This window comes from Burkholderia sp. AU16482, from assembly GCF_002223285.1.
In the GTDB taxonomy this organism is placed as follows: domain Bacteria; phylum Pseudomonadota; class Gammaproteobacteria; order Burkholderiales; family Burkholderiaceae; genus Burkholderia; species Burkholderia semiarida.
Window position 1 is genome coordinate 169,147 of sequence record NZ_NKEY01000006.1, and the last position, 22,815, is coordinate 191,961.

18 protein-coding genes are annotated in these 22,815 nt (G+C 68.9%); 12 read left to right on the forward strand and 6 right to left on the reverse strand.

What is annotated here, in order from left to right:
- Positions 1 to 48: 48 nt before the first annotated feature.
- On the forward strand, positions 49 to 978 hold the full coding sequence (locus CFB35_RS18130) for a LysR family transcriptional regulator (RefSeq protein WP_059579950.1): 930 nt from the start codon (positions 49 to 51) through the stop codon (positions 976 to 978).
- Positions 979 to 1,072: 94 nt separating this feature from the next.
- On the opposite strand, the gene CFB35_RS18135 is transcribed toward CFB35_RS18130, so the two are convergent.
- A complete protein-coding gene (locus tag CFB35_RS18135) occupies positions 1,073 to 1,786 on the reverse strand; it encodes a hypothetical protein (protein WP_059579953.1) in 714 nt (237 codons plus the stop codon).
- A gap of 275 nt (positions 1,787 to 2,061) precedes the next feature.
- Here CFB35_RS18135 and CFB35_RS18140 point away from each other — a divergent pair, with 275 nt between their 5' ends.
- The 5 genes from CFB35_RS18140 to CFB35_RS18160 all read left to right on the forward strand — a co-directional run bounded on the left by CFB35_RS18140 (position 2,062) and on the right by CFB35_RS18160 (position 7,257).
- Positions 2,062 to 4,011: an arylsulfatase gene (locus CFB35_RS18140; protein WP_059579955.1), complete on the forward strand. Its 1,950-nt coding sequence runs from the start codon at positions 2,062 to 2,064 to the stop codon at positions 4,009 to 4,011.
- A gap of 15 nt (positions 4,012 to 4,026) precedes the next feature.
- On the forward strand, positions 4,027 to 5,076 hold the full coding sequence (locus CFB35_RS18145; RefSeq protein ID WP_059579958.1) for a formylglycine-generating enzyme family protein: 1,050 nt from the start codon (positions 4,027 to 4,029) through the stop codon (positions 5,074 to 5,076).
- Positions 5,073 to 5,885 (forward strand): MetQ/NlpA family lipoprotein, encoded by an 813-nt coding sequence (locus tag CFB35_RS18150; protein ID WP_059579961.1) that lies wholly within the window; start codon positions 5,073 to 5,075, stop codon positions 5,883 to 5,885. Before CFB35_RS18145 ends, CFB35_RS18150 begins: the two co-directional genes overlap by 4 nt.
- Positions 5,879 to 6,865 carry a YkgJ family cysteine cluster protein gene (locus tag CFB35_RS18155; RefSeq protein WP_059579965.1) on the forward strand — a complete coding sequence of 329 codons (987 nt, stop codon included), beginning with the start codon at positions 5,879 to 5,881 and terminating at the stop codon, positions 6,863 to 6,865. The genes CFB35_RS18150 and CFB35_RS18155 overlap by 7 nt, the downstream gene beginning before the upstream one ends.
- Before the next feature lie 65 nt (positions 6,866 to 6,930).
- The gene (locus CFB35_RS18160; RefSeq protein ID WP_059579967.1) at positions 6,931 to 7,257 is read left to right on the forward strand and encodes an antibiotic biosynthesis monooxygenase; all 327 of its coding nucleotides are present in this window, start codon (positions 6,931 to 6,933) and stop codon (positions 7,255 to 7,257) included.
- 10 nt (positions 7,258 to 7,267) lie between these two features.
- Here CFB35_RS18160 and CFB35_RS18165 read toward each other — a convergent pair whose 3' ends face one another.
- Positions 7,268 to 8,125 (reverse strand): hypothetical protein, encoded by an 858-nt coding sequence (locus tag CFB35_RS18165; RefSeq protein ID WP_059579969.1) that lies wholly within the window; start codon positions 8,123 to 8,125, stop codon positions 7,268 to 7,270.
- Between the two features lie 155 nt (positions 8,126 to 8,280).
- Positions 8,281 to 9,213: a LysR family transcriptional regulator gene (locus CFB35_RS18170; RefSeq protein WP_059579973.1), complete on the reverse strand. Its 933-nt coding sequence runs from the start codon at positions 9,211 to 9,213 to the stop codon at positions 8,281 to 8,283.
- A gap of 205 nt (positions 9,214 to 9,418) precedes the next feature.
- On the opposite strand from CFB35_RS18170, the gene CFB35_RS18180 reads away from it, so the two are divergent.
- The 4 genes from CFB35_RS18180 (at position 9,419) to pdeR (ending at position 17,913) form a co-directional block, all read left to right on the forward strand.
- On the forward strand, positions 9,419 to 10,192 hold the full coding sequence (locus CFB35_RS18180) for a putative hydro-lyase (RefSeq protein WP_059579976.1): 774 nt from the start codon (positions 9,419 to 9,421) through the stop codon (positions 10,190 to 10,192).
- An 84-nt stretch (positions 10,193 to 10,276) separates the two neighbouring features.
- The gene (locus CFB35_RS18185; RefSeq protein WP_059579978.1) at positions 10,277 to 11,575 is read left to right on the forward strand and encodes an MFS transporter; all 1,299 of its coding nucleotides are present in this window, start codon (positions 10,277 to 10,279) and stop codon (positions 11,573 to 11,575) included.
- Positions 11,576 to 11,696: 121 nt separating this feature from the next.
- The gene (locus CFB35_RS18190; RefSeq protein ID WP_059579981.1) at positions 11,697 to 15,335 is read left to right on the forward strand and encodes a hydantoinase B/oxoprolinase family protein; all 3,639 of its coding nucleotides are present in this window, start codon (positions 11,697 to 11,699) and stop codon (positions 15,333 to 15,335) included.
- Between the two features lie 574 nt (positions 15,336 to 15,909).
- Positions 15,910 to 17,913 carry a cyclic di-GMP phosphodiesterase gene (gene pdeR / locus CFB35_RS18195; RefSeq protein ID WP_089465383.1) on the forward strand — a complete coding sequence of 668 codons (2,004 nt, stop codon included), beginning with the start codon at positions 15,910 to 15,912 and terminating at the stop codon, positions 17,911 to 17,913.
- A 48-nt stretch (positions 17,914 to 17,961) separates the two neighbouring features.
- Here the strand turns inward: pdeR and CFB35_RS18200 are convergent, their stop codons facing one another.
- Both CFB35_RS18200 and CFB35_RS34445 read right to left on the reverse strand, forming a co-directional pair.
- A complete protein-coding gene (locus tag CFB35_RS18200; RefSeq protein ID WP_059640373.1) occupies positions 17,962 to 18,825 on the reverse strand; it encodes a crotonase/enoyl-CoA hydratase family protein in 864 nt (287 codons plus the stop codon).
- Entirely contained in the window at positions 18,762 to 19,346 is a 585-nt protein-coding gene (locus CFB35_RS34445) for a hypothetical protein (RefSeq protein WP_143328743.1), read from the reverse strand. The genes CFB35_RS18200 and CFB35_RS34445 overlap by 64 nt, the downstream gene beginning before the upstream one ends.
- A gap of 178 nt (positions 19,347 to 19,524) precedes the next feature.
- Between CFB35_RS34445 and CFB35_RS18210 the strand changes: the two genes are divergently transcribed.
- Together CFB35_RS18210 and CFB35_RS35010 are read left to right on the forward strand one after the other, a co-directional pair.
- A complete protein-coding gene (locus CFB35_RS18210) occupies positions 19,525 to 21,441 on the forward strand; it encodes a DUF3857 and transglutaminase domain-containing protein (RefSeq protein WP_059580319.1) in 1,917 nt (638 codons plus the stop codon).
- Between the two features lie 68 nt (positions 21,442 to 21,509).
- Positions 21,510 to 21,674, forward strand: a complete 165-nt coding sequence (locus CFB35_RS35010; RefSeq protein ID WP_179231760.1) for a hypothetical protein — start codon at positions 21,510 to 21,512, stop codon at positions 21,672 to 21,674.
- 52 nt (positions 21,675 to 21,726) lie between these two features.
- Here CFB35_RS35010 and CFB35_RS18220 read toward each other — a convergent pair whose 3' ends face one another.
- Positions 21,727 to 22,776, reverse strand: coding sequence for an AraC family transcriptional regulator (locus CFB35_RS18220; RefSeq protein WP_059579991.1), 1,050 nt, complete (start codon positions 22,774 to 22,776; stop codon positions 21,727 to 21,729).
- Positions 22,777 to 22,815 lie beyond the last annotated feature (39 nt).

Genomic DNA, 22,815 nt, shown 5'->3' on the forward strand with positions numbered 1-22,815 from the left:
CCGGTGTGGACACAACCCTGTCATCCCCTTTCATCGGAGCGGAACGACATGGACGAACGGCTCAGAGGCGTCGCCGAATTCGTCGACGTGGTGGAATCGGGCAGCTTCGCGGCGGCGGCGCTGCGCCTCGGCATGACGCGCTCGGCGGTCGCGAAGATCGTCGCGCGGCTCGAACAGCGTCTCGGCGCGAGGCTGCTGCAGCGTACGACGCGCCAGCTCGGCCTGACCGACGAAGGGCACGTCTATTACGAGCAGTGCCGGCGGCTGCTCGCCGAACTCGGCGAGACGGAGGCCGCGCTCGACGCGGGCCGCCGCGAGCCGGTCGGGCGCGTGCGCATCAGCGTGCCCGTGCTGTTCGGGCGGCAATGCGTGGCGCCCGTCGTGCGGCGCCTCGTCGAGCGTCATCCGCGGCTCGAAATCGACGTGTCGTTCAGCGATCGCGTGGCCGACCTCGTCAACGACGGTTTCGACCTGGCGGTGCGCATCGGCGAGCTGGCCGATACGAGCGCGCTGGTCGGCCGCAAGCTCGGCGTGCAGCGCATGGGCATCTGCGCATCGCCCGCGTATCTCGCGCGTCACGGCCGGCCAGCGGGGCTCACCGAACTCGCGTCGCACGTCGGCATCGCGTATTCGCGCGGCGGACAGCCGGCGCCGTGGCGGATCATCGGCGCGGACGGCGCGGTGCACGACCATCGCGCGGCCGGCCGCCTGCGGTTAGACGACCTGCAGGCGATCGCAGACGCGGCCGCCGCCGGTGCGGGCCTCGCGTGGCTGCCGTGCTGGCTGATGGCGCCGTACGTGCGCGACGGCCGTCTCGCGCTCGTGATGGACAGCGACAGCGTGTCGGGCGCCGAGGTGTTCGCGGTGCGGCCGGCTGCGCGTCACGTGCCGTCGAAGGTGCGGGTGGTCGTCGATGCGCTGGTCGACGAGATTCCGCGGATGCTGGCGTCGGACGACGCGAATGGGGAGCGCGCATGACGGCGGCCGGTTCTCCAATGACGGCGCGCAATCCGGTTGGCTGCACGTCGCGCTTGCTCTCGTCTCACATATCGAGAAGGTAACCGGTAAGGCGCTACGTATTCTTTTCCATTGTCTCCAACGCTCGGTGTAACAATGTCAGTTCGATCACTTCGAGTTGGTACGCGAAGCGCGACTGGACCCGCCTCATCATCATGGAGCCGACGGACAATCCAAAGACGAGGGCGATACCCCAGAGAATCGCCGTGTTGATGAAGTTTCCGGAGACGAATCCGCTCGCCAGCGTATTCCCCAGCCACGGCAATCCACCCGCATCCTTAATGTTGGTGAACGTGATGGCAAGAAGCGCATATGCTGCCGCGCCGCTACCAAAGAATGAAGCGACACGCGAATCGAGGCGTTTCACCTTGATCTGCAGGCAATGCTGCGCGCATTTGAGGGTGTCGTCCGCATAGCTGTTCAGCAATCGGGCGTTCTTTTCGTCGGTTTCTATCTCGCGGATGAGCGTATCCAGCGCTTCTTGCTTCCAGTGACACATCTTTACGACGCCGACGATGGGTTCCACAACGAGAGAGAGCAGGCTGAGGACGACTGTAAAGGCATAGAGTGTGACTGCCGGAATCACCTGCCACTCGGCAGCCGCCAATTTATGCCACCCGGCTAACAAGAGGAGCAGCAGAAAGCAGAAGCCGCCACTGCCAAGGAGAAGTGTGGAGGCCTTCCGCGCGCGCTCCATAGACAACGTTTTTATTGGACGGTAAGGCTCGCAAGTATCGAGCGTTTTCAGTAGTTCCGTGATTTTCGACATGACGACTCCGATGAAAATTCGATGGCTGGATGGCGTGCCTGCATGGTCTTGAAAGCGACATCAACATGCGGATGCGCGCGTGAACGACGGCGCACGACGGGATGATGGGGCCGGGATGCGCATTCCTGTCTCGATTACGGTTTGGAAAGCATGGGCAAGCACGCGCTGCTTGAGCCGCATATTCCCGCACCCCGTTAGCATGTGACGAATCCGACTTTGGGCGCCGCGCGAGCAACGCTAAGATCGCCGCTCCCGTAGCTCGAGCGTCAACAAAAATGAAAAAGTCCGCGTCGCCGTTGCATGCCGTTCGTTTCCGTGTCGTCTGCGCCGCGATTGCCGGCGCGGTGTCGCTCGCGTCGTGCGGCGGCGTCGACAGCAATCCGCCGCCGCAGGCCAGCGCGACGCCGTCGGCCAAGCGCCCGAACATCCTGTACATCATGGCCGACGATCTCGGCTATTCCGACATCCACGCATTCGGCGGCGAGATCAATACGCCGAACCTCGACGCGCTCGTCGCATCGGGCCGCATCCTGTCGAACCATCACACGGGCACCGTCTGCGCGATCACGCGCGCGATGCTGGTGTCGGGCACCGATCACCATCTCGTCGGCGAAGGCACGATGGGCGTGCCGACCGACGAGCGGCGCGGGCTGCCCGGCTACGAAGGCTACCTGAACGACCGCGCGCTGTCGTTCGCGCAACTGCTGAAGGACGCCGGCTATCACACCTATATCGCGGGCAAGTGGCACATCGGCTCCGGAATCGTCGGCAGTACGACGGGTAGCGGGCAGACGCCCGACCAGTGGGGCTTCGAGCGCAGCTACGTGCTGCTCGGCGGCGCGGCGACGAACCACTTCGCGCACGAGCCGGCCGGCTCGTCGAACTACACGGAAGACGGCCGCTACGTGCAACCGGGCCAGCCCGGGCAGCCGGGCGGCGCGGGCGGCAGCCCGGCCGTGTTCTATTCGACCGATTTCTATACGCAGAAGCTGATCTCGTACATCGATGCGAACAGGCAGGACGGCAAGCCGTTCTTCGCGTACGCGGCCTATACGTCGCCGCACTGGCCGCTGCAGGTGCCCGATCCGTGGCTGCACAAATATGCGGGCGTCTACGACGCCGGCTACGATGCGATCCGCAACGCGCGGATCGCGCGACAGAAGGCGCTCGGCCTGATTCCGGCGGATTTCAAGCCATTCGACGGGCTGCCCGAGACGACGACGGCATCGCCCGCGACCGCGAACAACGGCACCGCGAACGCGAAGTACATCAGCGCGGTACATTCGGCCGCGGACGGCTACAGCGACTACGGCAGCGGCAAGGTCGACAAGCTGTGGTCGAGCCTGTCGCCGGCCGAGCGGAAGGCGCAGGCGCGCTACATGGAGATCTACGCGGGGATGGTCGAGAACCTCGACTACAACATCGGACTCCTGATCCAGCATCTGAAGGACATCGGCGAATACGACAACACGTTCATCATGTTCCAGTCGGACAACGGCGCGGAAGGCTGGCCGATCGATTCCGGCGCGGACCCGACCGCCACCGACACCGCGAACGCGCAGGAGCCGGTCTATTCCGCGCTCGGCACCGACAATGGCAAGCAGAATGCGCAGCGCCTCCAGTACGGGCTGCGCTGGGCCGAAGTGAGCGCGGCGCCGTTCCGGCTCACGAAGGGCTATTCGGGCGAAGGCGGCGTATCGACGCCGACGATCGTGCACCTGCCGGGCCAGTCGCAGCCGTTGCCGACGCTGCGCGCGTTCACGCACGTGACCGACAACACGGCGACGTTCCTCGCGGTCGCGGGCGTCACGCCGCCGTCGCAGCCGGCGCCGCCGCTCGTCAACACGCTGACGGGCGTCGACCAGAACAAGGGCAAGGTCGTCTACAACAACCGCTACGTGTATCCGGTCACCGGCCAGTCGCTGCTGCCCGTGCTCACCGGCTCGGCGACGGGCGAGGTGCACACGACGCCGTTCGGCGACGAAGCGTACGGTCGCGCGTACCTGCGCAGCGCCGACGGCCGCTGGAAGGCGCTGTGGACCGAGCCGCCGCTCGGGCCGCTCGACGGTCACTGGCAACTGTACGACCTCGCGTCGGATCGCGGCGAGACGACCGACGTGTCCGCGCAGAACCCGTCGGTGGTCGGCACGCTCGTCGACCAGTGGAAGGCCTACATGAGCAACGTCGGCGGTGTCGAGCCGCTGCGTCCGCGCGGCTATTACTGATCGCGGGGCGAGACGATGCGGTTGCGTTTCTGGACGATCGGCGCGGCGCTGGCCGCCACGCTGTTCGCCGCCGCGTTCGCGGCGGGCTATGCGAATCCGGCGGCGCCGGCAGGCGACGCGTTCGACGAGCTGAATCGCGGCCGCGCGCTCGCGCCGCTCGGTTCGGAGCGCGCGTGCGAACGCTATTCGGGGTTGCCCGCGAAGTGGCGCGACGATCCGAAGGCCGGAATGGTGCATCTGCGCGGCGGCGCGTTCGTGTTCGGCAGCACGCGCGGCTATGCGGACGAGCGTCCGGCGGGCGACGGGCGCGCGCGTGTCGGCGGCTTCTGGATCGACCAGACCGACGTGACGATCGCGCAGTTCGCGGCATTCGTGCAGGCGACCGGTTACGTGACCGAGGCCGAGCAGCAGGGCGGCGCGGCGGTGTTCCATGTGCCGACGCGCGACGAGTTGAATGCGCGCGACCTCGCGTGGTGGTCGTGGGTGAAGGGCGCGTCGTGGCGGCATCCGCGCGGGCCCGGCAGCAACGTGGACGGGCTCGGCAACCTGCCGGTGACGCTCGTCACGCAGCGCGATGCGCTCGCGTATGCGCACTGGCTCGGCCGCGACCTGCCGACCGAGGCCGAATGGGAATATGCGGGCAAGGCCGGCCGCGACGACGCATCGCTCGATGCGGCGCCGCGCGATGCGCACGGCAAGCCGGCCGCGAACTACTGGCAGGGTGCGTTTCCGGTGCTCGACTCGGCCGAGGACGGCCATGCGGGGCTGGCGCCGGTCGGCTGCTATGCGGCGAACGGCTTTCGTCTTTACGACATGATCGGCAACGCGTGGGAATGGACGAAGGACGCGTACACGGGCCCGCATCAGTCGCACACGAACGGCGATACGGCGGCCGTCGCCCCGCCGACGCACCGGCACGATACGCCGATGGTCATCAAGGGCGGCTCGTTCCTGTGCTCGCGCGATTACTGCGTGCGCTATCGCGCATCGTCGCGCGAACAGCAGGAAGCCGATCTCGGCGCGTCGCATATCGGCTTCCGCACGATCCTGAGGGACGCGTCATGACGACGCGCATCGGGCGTTGGGTGGCGGCCTGGCTGCTGGCCGCATGTGGCGTCGTGCATCACGGCGCGGCGATGGCCGCCGAAGCCGCCGCTCCGGCCGTGCGCGTGGGCGTCACGCGCGGCGTGCATGCGCAGATTCTCGACGAAGTGAAGCGGGTGGCGGCCGCGCGCGGGCTGAGCGTCGACGTCGTCGAGTTCGACGATGCGTCGCGCATCGACACGGCGCTGGCCGACGGGCGCATCGACGCGGCCAGCTTCGAGGATGCGCAACAGCTTGCCGCGACGCGTGCGCGCAAGCGCTATGCGCTGACCGAAGTCGCGCCGACGGTCACGCTGCCGATGGCGTTCTATTCGCGCAAGCTGAAGCGCCTGAACGAACTGCAACCCGGCGCGACGGTCGCGCTTCCCGCCGATCCGCGCGGCTTGGCGCGCGCGCTCGTGCTGCTGCAGAACGACACGCTGGTGACGCTGCGCGAAAAAGCCGGCCTGCATGCGACGCTGCGCGACGTGACGGGCAACCGGCTCGGGCTCAAATTCGTCGCGCTGCGCCGCGACCGGCTTTACGCGGCGCTCGATACGGCCGCGTTCGTCGCGATCGACAGCGACGACGCGGCCCGCTTCGGGCTGCAGCCGGCGCGCGACAGCATAAGCCTCGAGGACGCCCGCTCGCCGTATGCGAACGTGCTGACGGTGCGCGACGCCGATCGCGCGAAGCCGTGGGTCGCGCAGCTCGTCGCCGCGTATCACTCGGACGACGTCGCGCGCTTCATCCTCACGCGCTACCAGGATTCGGTGCGGCGGCCGTGGTAGACACCTGGCTGCTCGCGTGCAACGCGTGCGGACGCTGCTGCAACAGCGCGCCCACGTTGTCGTTGCGCGAGCTGTTCCGGCATCGGCATCGCTTCGTCGGCGCGTTGACGATTCGCCGCGTGCCGAAGCGGCGGATCGGCGAACGCTGGCAGGCGGGCGGGCGCGAGCATGCGCTCGATGCGGCCGACGTCGCGGCCGCCGATGCGCTGGCGGACCGGTTGTTCCACCGCGGCGGCGGCGTGCATGGCGAATGGCTCGCGCTGACGCTGCAAGGCTACGACTATCCGTCGCTGGGCCGCTGCGCGGCGCTCGCCGACGACGGCCGTTGCGGCGTGCACGCGAACAAGCCGTCGATCTGCCGCGCGGTGCCGCTCGATCCGATGCTGCCCGACCGGTTGCAGTCGCGCGTGCTCGTGGCACGGCGCGACGATGCGGCGTGGCTGGGCGCGAACTGCATCGTCGAGGCGGGAAGCGGGCAATCCGCCGGCGAGCGGGCGTTTCCGATTCCGCTGGTGACGGCCGGGCAGGTCGCGGATCGTGCGGCGCTCGACGCGCATCGCGATGCGCTCGTGTTCGAGCGTGCGGTGTGGCGCGACGCCGTGTTCGCATCGTTGACCGATGGCGGGCACGACGTGCGTCATGCGCTGTCGCGGCTTGCGCCCGGCGGCTACCTGACCGTGTCGATCGTGCCGGTGCTGTTGGCCGTCGCACCGGTTTCCGCACGTTGTCGCGCACTGTGCATCGACTTGATCGATGCTCAACTCGCGTTGATCGGCACCCGCATCGAAGCGGCGCTCGCGCGCCGACGAGCCGACGACCGGCCGGCGACGAGCGAATTGCGCGGCTTCGCGCAGGCGCTGGAACGGGCGCGACGCGCGCTTGCGGCCATGCCGGCTCCGGCAGCCGCAACGCATGAGGACGCGCCGCGCATCGACGCGTGGCTCGACGATCGCGTCGACACCGATTCGCTTGCCGCCTGACGATCGCGGTACGCCGCGCGTGCCTTACACTTGGCGCTCTTTCAATCGTTGCAGAGCGAGCGGACATGTACGCGTCGACCTTCATTTTCCGTGCCGGGCAGTACGACGACGAATTCCACCGGCTCGACCGGCAGATCGCCGACGTGGCGCGCGCGACGCCCGGCTATCTCGGCGAGGAAACGTGGGAGAACGCGGAAGCTGGCCTGATCCAGAACGTCTACTACTGGGAATCCGAGGCGGCGCTGCGGCAATTGATGCAGCATCCCGCGCATCTCGAAGCCAAGGCGAAGCACGCGCGCTGGCTGGACGGGTATCGCGTCGTGATTTCGCAGGTGCTTCGCGAGTACGGCGACGGCAAGCTGACGCCGCCGCATGCGGGGCCCTCCGCGTAACGGCTGCCGGTCAGGCGGTCGCGCCGGCGTCTCCCGGCGTGGCCGGTTCGCGCGCCGGGCGCTCCCAGATCGGGAACGTCGCGTTCTGGATCGACGTCTGCGCGTCGATGACCTTGCGGTGATCGATGCCGGGCAGGTCGAGCAGCCGATCGACCGCCGCCTTCGCGCCCTCCGCATCCTGCGGGAATGCGCACGCGAATTGCCTGTTCGTATCGAACAGGACCCACCAGACATCCGACGCGAACGGCCCCTGGTCGTTGGTTTCGATCAGGATCGCGCCGAGGTCGGACAGCGCGATGCCACGCGTCGCTCCGGTCCGGTCGGTCGACTCGATGCGCGTATCGGTTGCCGTCACGGTCCAGCCGCGCGGCCGGGCATTCGGCCGGGCCGCGGTGCGGGGGCCGGTGCCGGTCGGCACGGCCGCGTCCGCGGCGCCGGCGGCAAGGCCCGGCGCACCGCCCTCCTGCGCCCCCCGCCCGTCGATCCACGGTAGCGCGGCGGCGCCCGCGATCGCTGCAACCCACAAGTAGTATCCGGCCCCGAACGTACGGATCGTTTCGTAGTTCGCGTCGGTCGGGATCGTATGCCACCCGAGCGCAAAGACCACGACGACGGCCAGCAACGCCGACACGGTGCGGCTCGGCCTGAGCAGCGCGACGACGAGCAGCGGGTTGCCGAGCCATGCGAATTGCAGGTCGAGGATCGCGAGCGGCCCGAGCGCGAGCACGGTGTAGCCGTGCCACCAGCTCACCGCGCCGGCCGCATTCGGCGGTTCGGCCGCGACGGGCAGCAGCAGCGACGCGACATACAGCGCGACGATCACGATGCGCGCGAGGTTCAGGCGGGGCGAAGCGGAGCGAATCTGCATGTTGCCTTCTCGTGGTGCACGATCATGCGAAGCGACGAATGCCGGACGGCGGGGCCGTCATTCACGACGCGCGGCGCCGATGTGGCGACGCGCCGAACGCGATTGTGGGCGATTCGCGCCGCGATGTCGAACGCGCGATATCCGGCGCGTCACGGTCAAAGCGCTTCGACCAGCAACCGCGTGCTCTTCTCGCAATACTCGTGACATGCCGCGCGCGCGGCGATCGATGCGCCGTGCACGAACCGCGGCGCGTCGGCCCGCCGCGACATCGACACGACGATCGACGGCGGCGACGGCTGCAGCGGCAGCTCGACGACTTCGCCGCTTTCGATCAGCGCGTCGACGAACAGCACCGGAATCGCGGCGACGCCGAAGCCGTCGCGCACCAGTTGCACGATCACCGAGATCGACGGCGACCCGGTGATGCGCGTCTCCGACAGCGGCACGCCGTGCGCGTGCGCGAGCGTGCGCACGATGTCTTCCAGCGCGCGATGGGGCGCGGTGCCGCGCCCGTAGGTGAGGATCGGCTGGCGCAGCACCTGCCGCGCGAGGCCCGTGCGCGTGTTCGGCAGCAGCCCGGCGCGCGCGATCCAGCGCACCGGGTAGTTCGCGAGCGCATCGCATACGACCGACGCCTCGTCGCTGCCCTCGACGCGGATGATCAGGTCGAGCTCGCCGGCCATCAGCCGGCGCTGCAGCACGACGCTGACGTCGACGGTCAGGTCGATCTCGAGCTGCGGATAGTCGGCCGCAAGCCGCCGCATGTAGTGCGGCAGCCAGCTGTGCACGACCGTCTCGATCACGCCGAGCCGCAGCTTGCCGCGCAGGGCGCTCTCGCCGGACGCGGCGGCCTGCAGCTCCTGCGTCGCCTCGACCACCGCTTTCGCATAGCCGAGCAGGTATTCGCCGTTCGGCGTGAGCCGGAATTCACGGCTGTCGCGATCGACGAGTACCGTGTGCAGTTCGTCCTCGAGCGCCTTCAGGCGCTGCGAGATCGCGGCCGGCGTCGCGTGCAGCGCAGCCGCGGTCGTGCGGAAGTTGCGCAGCTTCGCGAGCGTGACGAAGGTTTCGAGAAAACGCGTGTTCATGGTGGTCGAGCGAGCAGTGGATGCGCAGCTTGCCGCCGACGAAAAATGAACGGGACCGGGGAAAACCCGCGGATCCGTTAAGAAATTCTATACAGTGGGCGCAAAAAAACTCGTTGGCGACAAAATTTTTTCCTTTCTATTCTTCGCCGTATCCGATGACACACCACCGTCATCGCCACGTCATCCCGACCCGAGACCGATTCTCATGATGCCTTCCGAATTCCGCCAGTCCGTGCGCCGCGGCGCGTTCCGCGGCCCGACCGCCGGCCATTGCGGCCCGTTTGCCCAGGCGAACCTGGCGATCCTGCCCGATGCGTACGCGCACGATTTCCTGCGCTTCTGCCAGGCCAACCCGAAGGCCTGCCCGCTGCTGGGCGTCGGCGAACCGGGTGCGTTCCGGATCGACGCGCTGGGCGAGGATCTCGACATCCGCACCGACGTGCCGAGCTACAACATATATAGGGACGGCCGCCTGACCGAGCGCGTCGAGTCGCTCGAAGCGCTGTGGCGCGACGATTTCGTCGTATTTGCGATCGGCTGCTCGTTCTCGTTCGAGGACATGCTCGCCCGCGAAGGCATCGGGCTGCGCCATGTCGAAGAAGGTCGCAACGTGCCGATGTACCGTACGTCGATCGCGAACCGCCGCGCGGGCATCTTCGGCGGCCAGCTGGTCGTGTCGATGCGGCCGCTGCGCGGCGCCGACGCGATCCGCGCGGTGCAGATCACGAGCCGGTTCCCGGGCGTGCACGGCGCGCCGATCCATATCGGCCACCCGCGGGAACTCGGCATCGAGAATCTGAACGCGCCCGAATTCGGCGACGCGGTGACGATTCGCGACGGCGAACTGCCGGTGTTCTGGGCGTGCGGTGTGACGCCGCAAACCGCGCTGATGGACGCGAAGCTGCCGATCGCGATCGCGCATACGCCCGGCCACATGCTGATGACCGACATCCCGAACGCGTCGCTGGCCGTGTTCTGACGCGGCCGGCATCCGGTACGCCACGCACATACGACACACCGCACCCCACGCCCTTTGACGGCGCACAACGACAGGAGCACCACCATGGAAAGCAAGACCTTCGCGGCGCCCGCCGCCGAGCCCGCGAGCCGCGAGCGCAGCGGCCTGTTCTCGTGGTACGCGGATGCGCAGCCGCGCGAGCGCCGCGCATTCTGGAGCTGCAAGGTCGGCTACATGCTCGACGGGATGGACACGCAGATGCTGTCGTTCGTGATCCCGACGCTCGTCGCGACCTGGGGCATCTCGCTCGCCGACGCAGGCTTCATCGGCACGGTCACGCTGCTCGCGTCGGCGCTCGGCGGCTGGATCGCCGGCATCCTGTCCGACCGGATCGGCCGCGTGCGCACGCTGCAGCTCACGGTGCTGTGGTTCGCGGTGTTCACCGCGCTGTGCGGGCTCGCGCAGAACTACCACCAGCTGGTCGCGGCGCGGGCGCTGATGGGCTTCGGCTTCGGCGGCGAATGGACGGCCGGCGCGGTGCTGATCGGCGAGGTGATTCGCGCGCGCGACCGCGGCCGGGCCGTGGGCCTCGTGCAATCGGGCTGGGCGATCGGCTGGGGACTCTGCGCGCTGCTGTATGCGCTGCTGTTCTCGGTGCTGCCGGCCGAGCAGGCGTGGCGCGCGCTGTTCCTCGTCGGGCTCGCGCCCGCGCTGCTGGTCGTCGCGATCCGTCGCTACGTGAAGGAGCCCGACGTCTACGAGAAGGAAAAGGCCGCGCAGGCGAAAGTGGCCGACGCGCCGCGCCTCACCGAGATCTTCGCGCCGAAGCTGATCACGACGACGCTGCGCGCGGCACTCCTGACGACCGGCGCGCAGGGCGGCTACTACGCGATCACGACGTGGCTGCCGACCTTCCTGAAGACCGAGCGGCATCTCACCGTGATGGGCACCGGCGGCTATCTCGCGATGATCATCTTCGGCTCGTGGGTCGGCTACCTGACGAGCGCGTACCTGACCGACCGCCTCGGCCGCAAGCCGAACTTCATCCTGTTCGCGGTCGGCTCGATGGTGATCGCGTTCTCGTACACGTCGCTGAACCTGACCAACGCGTCGATGCTGTGGCTCGGCTTCCCGCTCGGCTTCTTCGCCTCGGGTATCTTCTCGGGGATGGGCGCGTTTCTCACCGAGCTGTTCCCGACCCGCGTGCGCGGCTCCGGCCAGGGCTTCTGCTACAACGTGGGCCGCGCGATCGGTGCGCTGTTCCCGTTCCTGATCGGCGCGCTGTCCAGGCAGTACGGGCTCGGCACGAGCATCGGCATCTTCGCGGTCGCCGCCTACGGCGTGGTGATCGTCGCCGCGCTGACGCTGCCCGAGACCCGCGGCCGCGAACTCGACGCCGCCTGACCGACGGCGGCGGCCGGCCGTTCGTTTTTCTTCCCCATTCATCGACACCGTGACACGGTGCGCGACGCGCGCCGTGCGGCGGCGCTCGTCCCTCGAATCAACGACGCATCGACCCGACATCATGACCGATCGACACCTTTCCCCCGTTTCCTCCGACGCCGCACGCTGGCAATTCTGGATCGACCGCGGCGGCACGTTCACCGATATCGTCGCGCGCCGGCCGGACGGCACGCTCGTCACGCACAAGCTGCTGTCGGAGAACCCCGAGCAATACCGCGACGCGGCCGTGGCCGGCATCCGCCACCTGCTCGGCCTCGCGGCCGGCGAGCCGATCACGCCCGAGCGCGTCGACATGGTGAAGATGGGCACGACGGTCGCGACCAACGCGCTGCTCGAACGCAAGGGCGAGCGTACCGCGCTGGCGACGACGCGCGGCTTTCGCGACGTGCTGCGCATCGCGTACCAGAACCGGCCGCGCCTGTTCGATCTCGACATCGTGCTGCCCGACGCGCTGTACGAGACGGTCGTCGAGATCGACGAGCGCGTCGGCGCGCATGGCGACGTGGTCGTGCCGCTCGATGTTCAGGGTGCCGAAGCGTCGTTGCGCCGCGTGTTCGACAGCGGCGTGCGCGCGCTCGCGATCGTGCTGATCCACGGCTACCGCCATACCGCGCACGAACGCGCGCTGGCCGAACTCGCGCGCCGCATCGGCTTCACGCAGGTGTCGGTGTCGCACCAGGTGTCGCCGCTGATGAAGATGGTGTCGCGCGGCGACACGACCGTCGTCGACGCGTACCTGTCGCCGATCCTGCGCCGCTACGTCGAGCAGGTCGCGCACGAGATGCCGGGCGTGAACCTGCAGTTCATGCAGAGCAGTGGCGGGCTGACGCGCGCCGATGCGTTCCAGGGCAAGGACGCGATCCTGTCGGGCCCGGCCGGCGGCATCGTCGGGATGGTGCGCGCGGCCCGCGCGGCCGGCTTCGACCAGGTGATCGGCTTCGACATGGGCGGCACGTCGACCGACGTGTCGCACTACAACGGCGAATTCGAGCGCGTGTTCGAGACGCAGGTGGCCGGCGTGCGGATGCGCGCGCCGATGATGAGCATCCATACCGTCGCGGCGGGCGGCGGCTCCGTGCTCGGCTTCGACGGCGCGCGGCTGCGCGTCGGGCCCGAATCGGCCGGCGCGAACCCGGGGCCGGCCGCGTACCGGCGCGGCGGCCCGCTGACGGTGACCGACTGCAACGTGATGCTCGGCAAGATCCAGCCCGACCATTTCCCGCGCGTGTTCGGCCCGCAGGCGGACCAGCCGCTCGACCGCGACGGCGTGGTCGCGAAGTTCGCGGCGCTCGCCGACGAGATCCACGCGGCGACCGGGCGGCGCGAGACGCCCGAGGCGCTCGCCGAAGGGTTCCTGGAGATCGCGATCGGCAGCATGGCGAACGCGATCAAGAAGATTTCCGTGCAGCGCGGCCATGACGTATCGCGCTACGTGCTGACGACGTTCGGCGGCGCGGGCGGCCAGCATGCGTGCGGCGTGGCCGATGCGCTCGGGATGACGCAGGTGTTCGCGCATCCGCTCGCGGGCGTGCTGTCCGCGTACGGGATGGGGCTTGCCGACCAGACGGCCATGCGCGAGCGCGCGGTCGAGGCCGTGCTGACCGACGAATCGCTGCCGGCGCTGAATGCCGCGCTCGACCGGCTGGCCGACGAGGCCATCGGCGCGCTGCTCGAACAGGGCGTGCCGCCGGAGCGGATCGCGACCGAACGGCGCGTGCACCTGCGCTATCAGGGCACCGACTCGGCGCTCGACGTGCCGGCCGGCAGCGTCGCCGCGATGCAGCAGGCGTTCGAGGCCGCGTATCGGCAGCGCTACGCGTTCCTGATGCCCGGCACGCCGCTCGTGGCCGAGCTCGCGTCGGTCGAGGCGATCGGCCGCTCGGACGCGCCGGTCGATATCGCGCCGCTCGCACCGCGCGAGGTGGGCGCGGCGCCGCAAGCGCACGCGGCCGTGCGCTTTTATTCCGGCGGCCAGTGGCACGACGCGGCGCTGTACGTGCGCGACACGCTCCTCGCCGGCGACGCGATCGACGGCCCGGCGATCGTCGCGGAGCAGAACGGCACGACTGTGGTCGAGCCCGGCTGGCGCGCCGGGATGACCGCGCAGGGCAACCTCGTGCTGACGCGCACGACGCCGCTGCCGACGCGCCGCTCGCTCGGCACCGACGCCGACCCGGTGCGGCTCGAGATCTTCAACAACCTGTTCATGTCGATCGCCGAGCAGATGGGGCTGCGGCTGCAGAACACCGCGTACTCGGTAAACATCAAGGAGCGGCTCGACTTCTCGTGCGCGATCTTCGACGGCGACGGCAACCTGATCGCGAACGCGCCGCACATGCCCGTGCACCTCGGCTCGATGGGGGAGAGCATCCGCACCGTGATCGAGCGCAACCGCGGCCGCATGCGCGACGGCGACGTGTTCATGCTGAACGACCCGTACCACGGCGGCACGCACCTGCCGGACGTGACGGTCATCACGCCGGTGTTCGCGGACGGCTCGGACGCGCCGCTGTTCTACGTCGGCTCGCGCGGCCACCACGCGGACATCGGCGGCACGACGCCGGGCTCGATGCCGCCCGATTCGACCCATATCGACGAGGAAGGCGTGCTGATCGACAACTGGCAGCTCGTGTCGGCCGGCGTGCTGCGCGATGCCGAGACACGCGCGCTGCTGGCGTCGGGCCGCTACCCGGCGCGCAACGTCGAGCAGAACATGGCCGACCTGCGCGCGCAGGTTGCCGCGAACCAGAAGGGCGTCGACGAGCTGCGCCGGATGGTCGCGCAGTTCGGCCGCGACGTCGTGCTCGCGTTCATGGGGCACGTGCAGGACAACGCGGAAGAAGCCGTGCGGCGCGTGATCGGCGCGCTGCAGGACGGCGCGTACCGCTACCCGCTCGACAACGGCGCCCAGATTCGCGTCGCGATCCGCGTCGATCGCGCGGCGCGGCGCGCGGAGATCGATTTCACCGGCACGTCCGCGCAGCTCGACAACAACTTCAACGCGCCGAAGGCCGTCTGCATGGCCGCCGTGCTGTACGTGTTCCGCACGCTGGTGGGCGACGACATCCCGCTGAACGCCGGCTGCCTGAAGCCGCTGACCGTGATCGTGCCCGCCCGCTCGATGCTGAACCCCGAGTATCCGGCGGCCGTCGTGTCGGGCAACGTCGAGACGTCGTCGGCGATCACCAACGCGCTGTACGGCGCGCTCGGCTGCGTCGCGTCGAGCCAGGGGACGATGAATAACTTCACATTCGGTAACGATCGCTACCAGTACTACGAGACGATCGCGGGCGGCAGCGGCGCGGGCGACGGCTTCGCGGGCGTCGGCGCGGTGCAGACGCACATGACGAACTCGCGGCTCACCGATCCGGAGGTGCTCGAATGGCGCTACCCGGTGCGGCTCGATTCGCACCGGATCCGCGCCGGCTCGGGCGGCGGCGGGCGCTGGCGCGGCGGCGACGGCGCGGTGCGGCGGATTCGCTTCCTCGAGCCGATGACGGCGTCGATCCTGTCGAACAACCGGATCCACGCGCCGTTCGGCGCGGCAGGCGGCGAAGCCGGCGCGCTGGGCCGCAACACGATCGAGCGGGCGGACGGCACCATCGAGACGCTCGATCACATCGGCCGCGCGCAGATGGCGCCGGGCGACGTGTTCGTCGTCGAAACGCCGGGCGGCGGCGGCTACGGCGCGGCAGGCTGAGCTGTGCACCCGGCGCGAACGTCTCGCGCCGGGGGCGCACGGCGGGTGGACGACATTGCAACGAACTGTGGAATAAAGCCGCGCATTCGCGCACAAATTGAATCAAAAACAGCAAAAAACGGAATCGCGGCATCCGGGTCGACCTGGCCGCCACAGCATCGCCGAAAGATCTGGCCCGATATTCGCGGATCGGCCGCGACCGCCCGCCCGTCGGGCCACGCGGCGTGGCACGCGGCGCCCGGCACGCGCCGTGTCGCCCGCCCATTCGCACGCTGCCAATCATGAAAAATCCGGCTTGCCAATCGAGTCCCAATTCCTTGACACTCTGCTCTAAATGTGAGTGCCAATCCTCATCGTCATTTGATAAGATGGCTCTCATCATTCATTCGTAAGGCAGAACCTGCGCATCACGCGCGAACGCCGGTCGCATCAACTGCAAACAAGTACGGGACGAGACTCGCCGTCACGGCAATCACGTCCGCCCTGCCGGCCCGCGCACCGCGCGTCCCGGGAAGGCGGCCGGCCCGCTCGCCTCCGTCTACACTGTGCGTTTTTTCTGGATCGGGGCGTGTCCATGGATGACGAAAACGATAGCGCGGTGCTCGAGGCGCATGTCGGTACGCGCAGCCCCTGCTGGCGTCTCGGCAGCGACAGCAACGCGCTCGAACTCGCCGCGGTGCGCGGCCTGACCAACGTCGCGGTCGCGCTGACGGCCGAGCAGGCCGCGCGCATCCGCGCGCTCACCGGCGTCACGTCGCACCTCGTGCTCGACATCGTGCTGTACGGCAGTCCGGTCAGCCTCCATCTCGTCGGCAGGAAGGTCAACACGGTCGACTGGGCCGGCACGGCGTCCGCCTATTCCGATACCGAATCCGTCGCCGGCGATCTGTCGCACGGGCTCGCGTTCGCCGAGCAGGTGGTGTCGGAGGTCAATTCGCTCGTCGTGATCCTCGACCGCAACGGGATGGTGCAGCGCTTCAACCGCCTGTGCGAGGAAGTGACGGGCAAGCGCGAGGTCGACGTGATCGGCCGCAGCGCGTTCGAGCTGTTCATGAGCCCGGAGCAGGGCGCGCAGTCGCGCAGCAACATCACGGGCTTCTTCGCGAGCAACCAGCCGTTCGCGGTCGAGCGCTACATCAACACGGTCAACGGGCCGCGCCTGTTCCAGTTCCGCAACAAGTTCGTGCAGAGCGGCAGCGGCGTCGACGAGCAGTTCCTGATCTGCTCGGGCATCGACATCACCGAGGAGCGCAACGCGCAGCAGCGGCTCACCGAGCTCGCGAATACCGACGTGCTCACCGGGCTGCCGAACCGGCATGCGATCAGCGAGCGCATCCGCGCGGCGATCGCGGAGGAAGACGCCAATACGCGCGGCCAGGTCGGCATCCTGTTCCTCGATCTCGACAACTTCAAGCGCGTCAACGATCACTACGGGCACATCACCGGCGACCGGCTGCTGCAGGACGTGTCCGCGGTCATCGGCGGCTGCCTGCCGTCCGGCGCGACGCTCGCGCGGCTCGGCGGCGACGAGTTCCTGGTGCTGTTCGAGCACGGCACGCGGCCGCTGCTCGAGGCGACCGCGCAGATCATCCTCGAGCGGCTGCGCACGCCGATCCACCTCGGGCTGGTGGAGGTCTACACGAGCTGCTCGATCGGCATCGCGATGTATCCGCAGCACGGCGATTCGCTCGAGACGCTGATCCGCAGCGCCGATACCGCGATGTACGTCGCGAAGGAAGAAGGCAAGCATACGTACCGCGTGTTCTCGCTGGAGATGAACCAGAAGGTCGCGAAGTACATGTGGCTCGACACGAACCTGCGCAAGGCGCTCGAGGAAGAGCAGTTCGTGCTGCACTACCAGCCCGTCGTCGACATCGCGACGGGCGACGTGCACGGCGTCGAGGCGCTGATCCGCTGGCAGTCGCCCGATCGCGGGCTCGTCGCGCCGGTCGAGTTCATCCGTTTCGCGGAAGAGTCGGGGCTGATCGCGCCGCTCGGACGCTGGGTGATGCGCACCGCGGCCGCGCAGGCCGCCGCGTGGAAGGCGAAGGGGCTCGGCATCCGGATCGCGGTGAACGTGTCCGCGCGGCAGTTGCAGGACATGAACATCGTGCACCAGTTCGCATCGATTCTCGACGGCGCGGGGCTCAAGCCGAGCCTCGTCGACATCGAGCTCACCGAGAGCAGCTTCATCGAGGACGAAGAAGCGGCGATCGGGCTGATGCGGCAGTTCCGCCAGCTCGGCGCGGAAATCCACCTCGACGATTTCGGCACCGGCTATTCGTCGCTGTCGCAGTTGTCGCGCCTGCCGCTCGACGCGATCAAGCTCGACCGCACCTTCATCACGGCCATCGACCGCAATCCGCGCTCGCAGGCGCTGGTGCGCTCCGTCGTGTCGCTCGCGAAGGCGCTGAATTTCGCGGTGATCGCCGAAGGCGTCGAAACGCATGCGGAGGCCGAATTCCTCAAGCAACTCGACGTCGATCACGCGCAGGGCTACTACTACGCGCGGCCGATGCCGGCGCAGGCGTTCGAGGCGTGGCTCGCGGAGACGAGAAAGCTCAGGCTGATCGCCTGAGCTTCGTTCCGGAAAAAGGCGCCGCCGACGGCCGGCGGCGCCGTCGCATTACACCGTGCGCAGCTTCGACACGCGCCGGTTCTGCAGCATCACCAGGCGTTCCATGTACGCGAGATCCTTCGGCTCGATCGTGAACGCCGCATGCACCCACGCTTCCGTGATGTCCATCAGCTCCGAGCGCGACAACTGGAATACGCGTTCGCGCGCGCGCAGCATCGCGCGGACGCCGTTCAGCTTGGGCTTGGTCACGTCGATGAAGGTGCGCGTCGCCAGATACGCGTCACCGGCGTCGAACGTCTCGTCGATCAGCCCCTGGTCTTCGTACCACTCGGCCGCATGCGCCTCGCCGGTCGCGATCAGCGATTCCGCGAGGCCGCGGTTCGCCTTGCGCGCGACGAGCGAATAGCCGCCCATGCCGGGGAACAGGTTGAACGCGATCTCCGGGAACCCGAGTTTCACGCCCTTCTGCGCGAGCACGTAGTGATGCGCGAGCGCGGCCTCGAAGCCGCCGCCGAGCGCGCTGCCCTCGACCATCGCGATCGAGATCGCGCCGGTGCCGAAGCCGGTGTAGATCTCGTACACGCCGTCGATGCACGAGCGCGCGTAGGCCATCAGCTGATCGCGCCGGCCGCTGCGGATCGCGTCGACGAAGAAGCTCAGGTCGCCGCCGACGTTGAACAGCTCGGGGACGAGCGAGCCCGTCACCCAGAAGTCGAACGTGAGGCCCGAGTCGCGCGCGACGCGCGCGAGATGGATGATGTCGGTGACGAGTTGCTGGTTGAAACACGGCCGCGGCTCCGATCGCAGCATCATCCACATGACGTTCCGGCCTTCTTCGTAGAAGGCCGTCAGTTGCGAGAGTTCGCCGGCTTCGTAAAACGGGCGGCACGCCGGATGGGATTGGAGTTGCATGGTATGTCCTCGTGAGATGTGGTTTTTGAAGACCATCGCGCCCGGCGCCCTGCGGGAATCGGGTTGCCCGCCGGGCGCCAGGCGCGAGGCATCGCCATTGTTGCGCGCGCACAAATGTCGAAATGCGGGGAACAACGCACGAGCGGGACGCCGGTGCGGATCGCGTCCGCGCGACGGGGCGGGTGGCGGTGGATTGGGGATGAGGGGCCGAGATCGGCGGGTGGAAGGCGGCGCGAGCCGAGCGGCGCGCCGGCGATGAGGCGGCCGGCGTCGCCGGTCGCTTGCGCGCCGAATATGACGTCGGGACGTCGATCGACGGTTGCGGGTCGGGCCGATCGGCGTGGCGGCCCGCCGATTCGCCGTGAGCGATCGCGCAGCGCGCATGAACGTGCGGCGCCGATCGGTGTCGGGTGCCGCCGTTCGAGATGCGGCGCCGTCGGCAAGAGGCCGAACGGGATCACGCGCAGCCATGCGAACGCAATCGCGAGGTCGCCGATTTTGAAATCGGTGTTGCTCCGCATGATGTCTGCTTCCCGATGGCGCGGCTTGACGCTCGCCGGCACGTCGCCCACACTGGGTCGCACGACGGCCACGCGTGAGGGTGGCGCGGGCGGCTGTCATGCGCGCGTCATGCGGGTCGGGCCGCCGTGCCGGCGCTCGGTGCTGACGCCCGGCAACGAACGCGCGGGGAGCTTCGACGTGGTGCGTTTTCCTTCCCGATGGACCGGCTGCCTGCTCGCGTGCGCCATCGCGCTCGGCGCGGGGGCGGCCGCGGCCGATACGCGCGACTCACACGACACGCGCGATGCTCGCGACGCGGGCGATACGGCGCCCGTCACGCTCGTCAGCGACGTCCACGAATTCGTGATCCAGCGCGACGGCTCGCTCGACGAGCACGACGATTCGACGCTGCGCGCGAACGACGCGAACGGCATCGACGCGGTCGCGCAGCGCTACGTGTGGTTCGACAAGAATCTCGAGAAGGTGGAGTTGCTCGCGGCCGAGACGATCGATCGCGACGGCGTCGCGCATCCGGTCGGCGCGGACGGCATCCGCGACGTGCAGGAGCCGCGCTCGGCCGGCGCGCCGACGTTCCAGGACGGGCTGCTGCGCACCGTCGTGTTCCCCGGCGTCGAAGCCGGGTCGAGCACGCGCGTCGCGTTCCGCAAGACCCGCACGAAGCCCGTCAATCGCGGCTATTTCGGCTACACCGTCGAGCCGTCGCGCGAGCCGGTCGACAGCCAGCGGCTGATCTTCGACGTGCCGGCCGACATGCCGCTGTACGCGGATGCGCGCGGCTACGTCGCGCTGCCGCCCGTCACGGCGAACGGCCGCACGCGCTACGCATTCGACTACCGGCATGGCGCGTACGATCGCATCGAGAGCGGCGCGGTCGGCTACCCGACCTACGGCGACCGGCTCGTCGTGTCGACGCTGCCCGACTACGCGGCATTCGCCGCGCGCTACCGCAACGCGGCCGTCGATCCGGGCGCGAACGATCCGGCCGTCGTGCAACTGGCGCGTGCGCTCACGGCGGATGCCGCCGATCCGCGCGACAAGGCGCGCATCCTGTACGACTGGGTGCAGGCGAACGTGCGCTACGTCGGGCTGTTTCTCGGCGAAACGGCCGCCGCGCCGCATCGCGTCGCCGACATCCTGCGCAACCGCTACGGCGACTGCAAGGATCACGTCGCGCTGTTCGGCGCGTTGCTCGCGGCGGTCGGCATTCGCAGCGAACCGGTGCTGATCAATCTCGGCGCCGTGTACACGCTGCCGTCGGTGCCCGGCTACGGCGCCGGCGCGATCAATCATGCGATCACGTGGCTGCCCGATCTCGGCCTCTACGCGGATACGACGACGGCCGGCATCGCGTTCGGCTACCTGCCGCCGATCGTGATGGACCGCCCGGCGCTGCTGGTCGATACGGGCGTGCTGTCGCGCACGCCGGCCACGCAGCCGCGCGGCCGCATCGCACGGATCGCGATCGATGCCGCGCAGCCCGGCGCCGCGCGCGTTCAGGCCTATGTCGAGGACGACGGCTGGACGGCCGAACTCGAGCGCAACCTGTTTCGCCGCGCGTCGCGCGAGCGCATCGCGCAACTCGCGAACGAGCGCCTGCGGCAAAGCGGCCTGCGCGGCCGCGCGCAACTGTCGACCAGCGACCGGCGCGTGTCGACAGGCCCGTTCGACGTGACGATAACCGGCACGCTCGATCATTTCGTGTGGCCTGACGGCACGACCGCGTTGCCCGCGCTGTCGAGCGTCACGGGCGGCATCGCGACACAGGTCGAGACGTGGCTGGCCGAGCCCGTGCGCACGCAGCCGTGGGGTTGCCTCGGCGGCACGTTCGACGAGAGCGGCCAGATCGCGCTGCCGGCGGGCGTCGCCGTGACCGACCTGCCGGCCGATACGGCCGTGCACGACCGCTTCGTCGACTTCACGTCGCATTACGTGTTCGATGCGGCCGCGCGGGTCGTGCAGGTCACGCGGCGGATGAACGCCGATTTCGGCCGGCAGGTCTGTACGCCGGACGAATTCACGGCGCTGCGCGCGTCGCTCGAGCGCATCGAGCGCGACACGCAGGCGCAGATCGTCGTGCGGGCGAAGCAGCGTTGAGCGGCGCGGGCACGGCATTCGCTCCGAACGGGCGAATCACCGGAATCGCCGACGCGAAGGAGGACATCATGACGGAACGGGATCACGAGATCGCCGAACTCTCGAAGGAATTGTTGGGCAGGATCGTGCAGGGCACGGTCGCGACCGGCGAGGCAGTCGACGCGGAGCAGTGCGCGGCGCTCGCGGTGCGGTGCGCGACGGCGCTGGTCGACCGGCTCGACGCGTTGAAGTGACGCTCGCGGGCCGCCACCGCCGCGGCCGCCACCGGCGCCGCGCGTCGGCGCGTTACGCTTCGGCGTGCACGTTGCCGTCCGCGCGCACGGCGCCCGGCGGCTTGCCGACCACGCGCTTGAACGCACGGCTGAACGCGGCGAGCGAACCGTAGCCGAGCCGGTACGCGACGGCTTCGATCGTCTCGCGGTCGCGCGCGATCCATTGCGCGGCGAGCCGCATCCGCAGCTCGGTCAGGTAGCGCACGGGCGTCATCCCGGTGGCCGCGAGAAAACGCTCGGCGAACACCGAGCGCGACACGCCCGCTTCGGTCGCGAGCTCCGCGACGCTCCAGTTGCGGCCCGGGTCGCGATGCAGCGCGACGATCGCGCGGCCGAGCTTCGGCTCGCGCAGCGCCTGCACCCAGCCGGTCGCATCGCCGCATCCGCACTCGACCCAGCCGCGCACGATGAACGCCGCGACCACGTCCGCGAGCCGCGCGAGGATGCCCGCGAAGCCCGCGCGCGCCGTGCACGCTTCGCGCTCCATCGCGTCGAGCATCGGGCGGATCTCCGGGTAGCGCGCGAGCAGCGTGCCCACGTGCATGAATGCGGGCATCGTGCCGACGAGCGGCTGCATGCCGCCGAGGTCGAGTTCCATGCACGCGCTGAAGATCAGCGCATCGCCGGCGCCGGGTTCCGTCGTCGCGCAGGTGGCCGGCGACACGCCGGCCGACGCCACCGACGCGACCGTATCGCAGATCTTCGCGATCTCGAAGCCGTTGATCTCGCGGCACGGCACATCCGGATCGGACACCAGCGCATGCATGCCGCCGTGCGGCAACAGGATCGCGTCGCCGGCCTCGAGCCGCATCGTCTCGCCCGACGCGTCGCGCAGCAGCACGGGCCCGCGCACGACGAAATGGAATTGCGCGCGGCCCGGCGCATGGCCGAAATTCAGCCCGAACGGCCGCGCGACCTGGATGCGGCGGTACTGGACGCCGCTCAGGCGCATCCCCAGCAGCAACTCGCTGACGAGGTCGTGCGCATCGGGAATCGGCGGCAGAAGGGGTTCGGACATCGTGAGATACGGACGATCGATCAACAGGAACGGATTGTACGTCATAGACCGTCCTGCCGCTGTTCCTTACGATACGCCCTCATC

Bases quoted from the DNA above. Each gene is read 5' to 3' on its own strand.
- CFB35_RS18190 (WP_059579981.1), top strand. From the start codon at position 11,697: ATGACCGATCGACACCTTTCCCCCGTTTCCTCCGACGCCGCACGCTGG.
- CFB35_RS18150 (WP_059579961.1), top strand. From the start codon at position 5,073: ATGACGACGCGCATCGGGCGTTGGGTGGCGGCCTGGCTGCTGGCCGCA.
- CFB35_RS18160 (WP_059579967.1), top strand. From the start codon at position 6,931: ATGTACGCGTCGACCTTCATTTTCCGTGCCGGGCAGTACGACGACGAA.
- CFB35_RS18170 (WP_059579973.1), bottom strand. From the start codon at position 9,213: ATGAACACGCGTTTTCTCGAAACCTTCGTCACGCTCGCGAAGCTGCGC.
- pdeR (WP_089465383.1), top strand. From the start codon at position 15,910: ATGGATGACGAAAACGATAGCGCGGTGCTCGAGGCGCATGTCGGTACG.
- CFB35_RS18140 (WP_059579955.1), top strand. From the start codon at position 2,062: ATGAAAAAGTCCGCGTCGCCGTTGCATGCCGTTCGTTTCCGTGTCGTC.
- CFB35_RS18180 (WP_059579976.1), top strand. From the start codon at position 9,419: ATGATGCCTTCCGAATTCCGCCAGTCCGTGCGCCGCGGCGCGTTCCGC.
- CFB35_RS18200 (WP_059640373.1), bottom strand. From the start codon at position 18,825: ATGCAACTCCAATCCCATCCGGCGTGCCGCCCGTTTTACGAAGCCGGC.
- CFB35_RS34445 (WP_143328743.1), bottom strand. From the start codon at position 19,346: ATGCGGAGCAACACCGATTTCAAAATCGGCGACCTCGCGATTGCGTTC.
- CFB35_RS35010 (WP_179231760.1), top strand. From the start codon at position 21,510: ATGACGGAACGGGATCACGAGATCGCCGAACTCTCGAAGGAATTGTTG.
- CFB35_RS18220 (WP_059579991.1), bottom strand. From the start codon at position 22,776: ATGACGTACAATCCGTTCCTGTTGATCGATCGTCCGTATCTCACGATG.
- CFB35_RS18130 (WP_059579950.1), top strand. From the start codon at position 49: ATGGACGAACGGCTCAGAGGCGTCGCCGAATTCGTCGACGTGGTGGAA.
- CFB35_RS18165 (WP_059579969.1), bottom strand. From the start codon at position 8,125: ATGCAGATTCGCTCCGCTTCGCCCCGCCTGAACCTCGCGCGCATCGTG.
- CFB35_RS18145 (WP_059579958.1), top strand. From the start codon at position 4,027: ATGCGGTTGCGTTTCTGGACGATCGGCGCGGCGCTGGCCGCCACGCTG.
- CFB35_RS18135 (WP_059579953.1), bottom strand. From the start codon at position 1,786: ATGTCGAAAATCACGGAACTACTGAAAACGCTCGATACTTGCGAGCCT.
- CFB35_RS18185 (WP_059579978.1), top strand. From the start codon at position 10,277: ATGGAAAGCAAGACCTTCGCGGCGCCCGCCGCCGAGCCCGCGAGCCGC.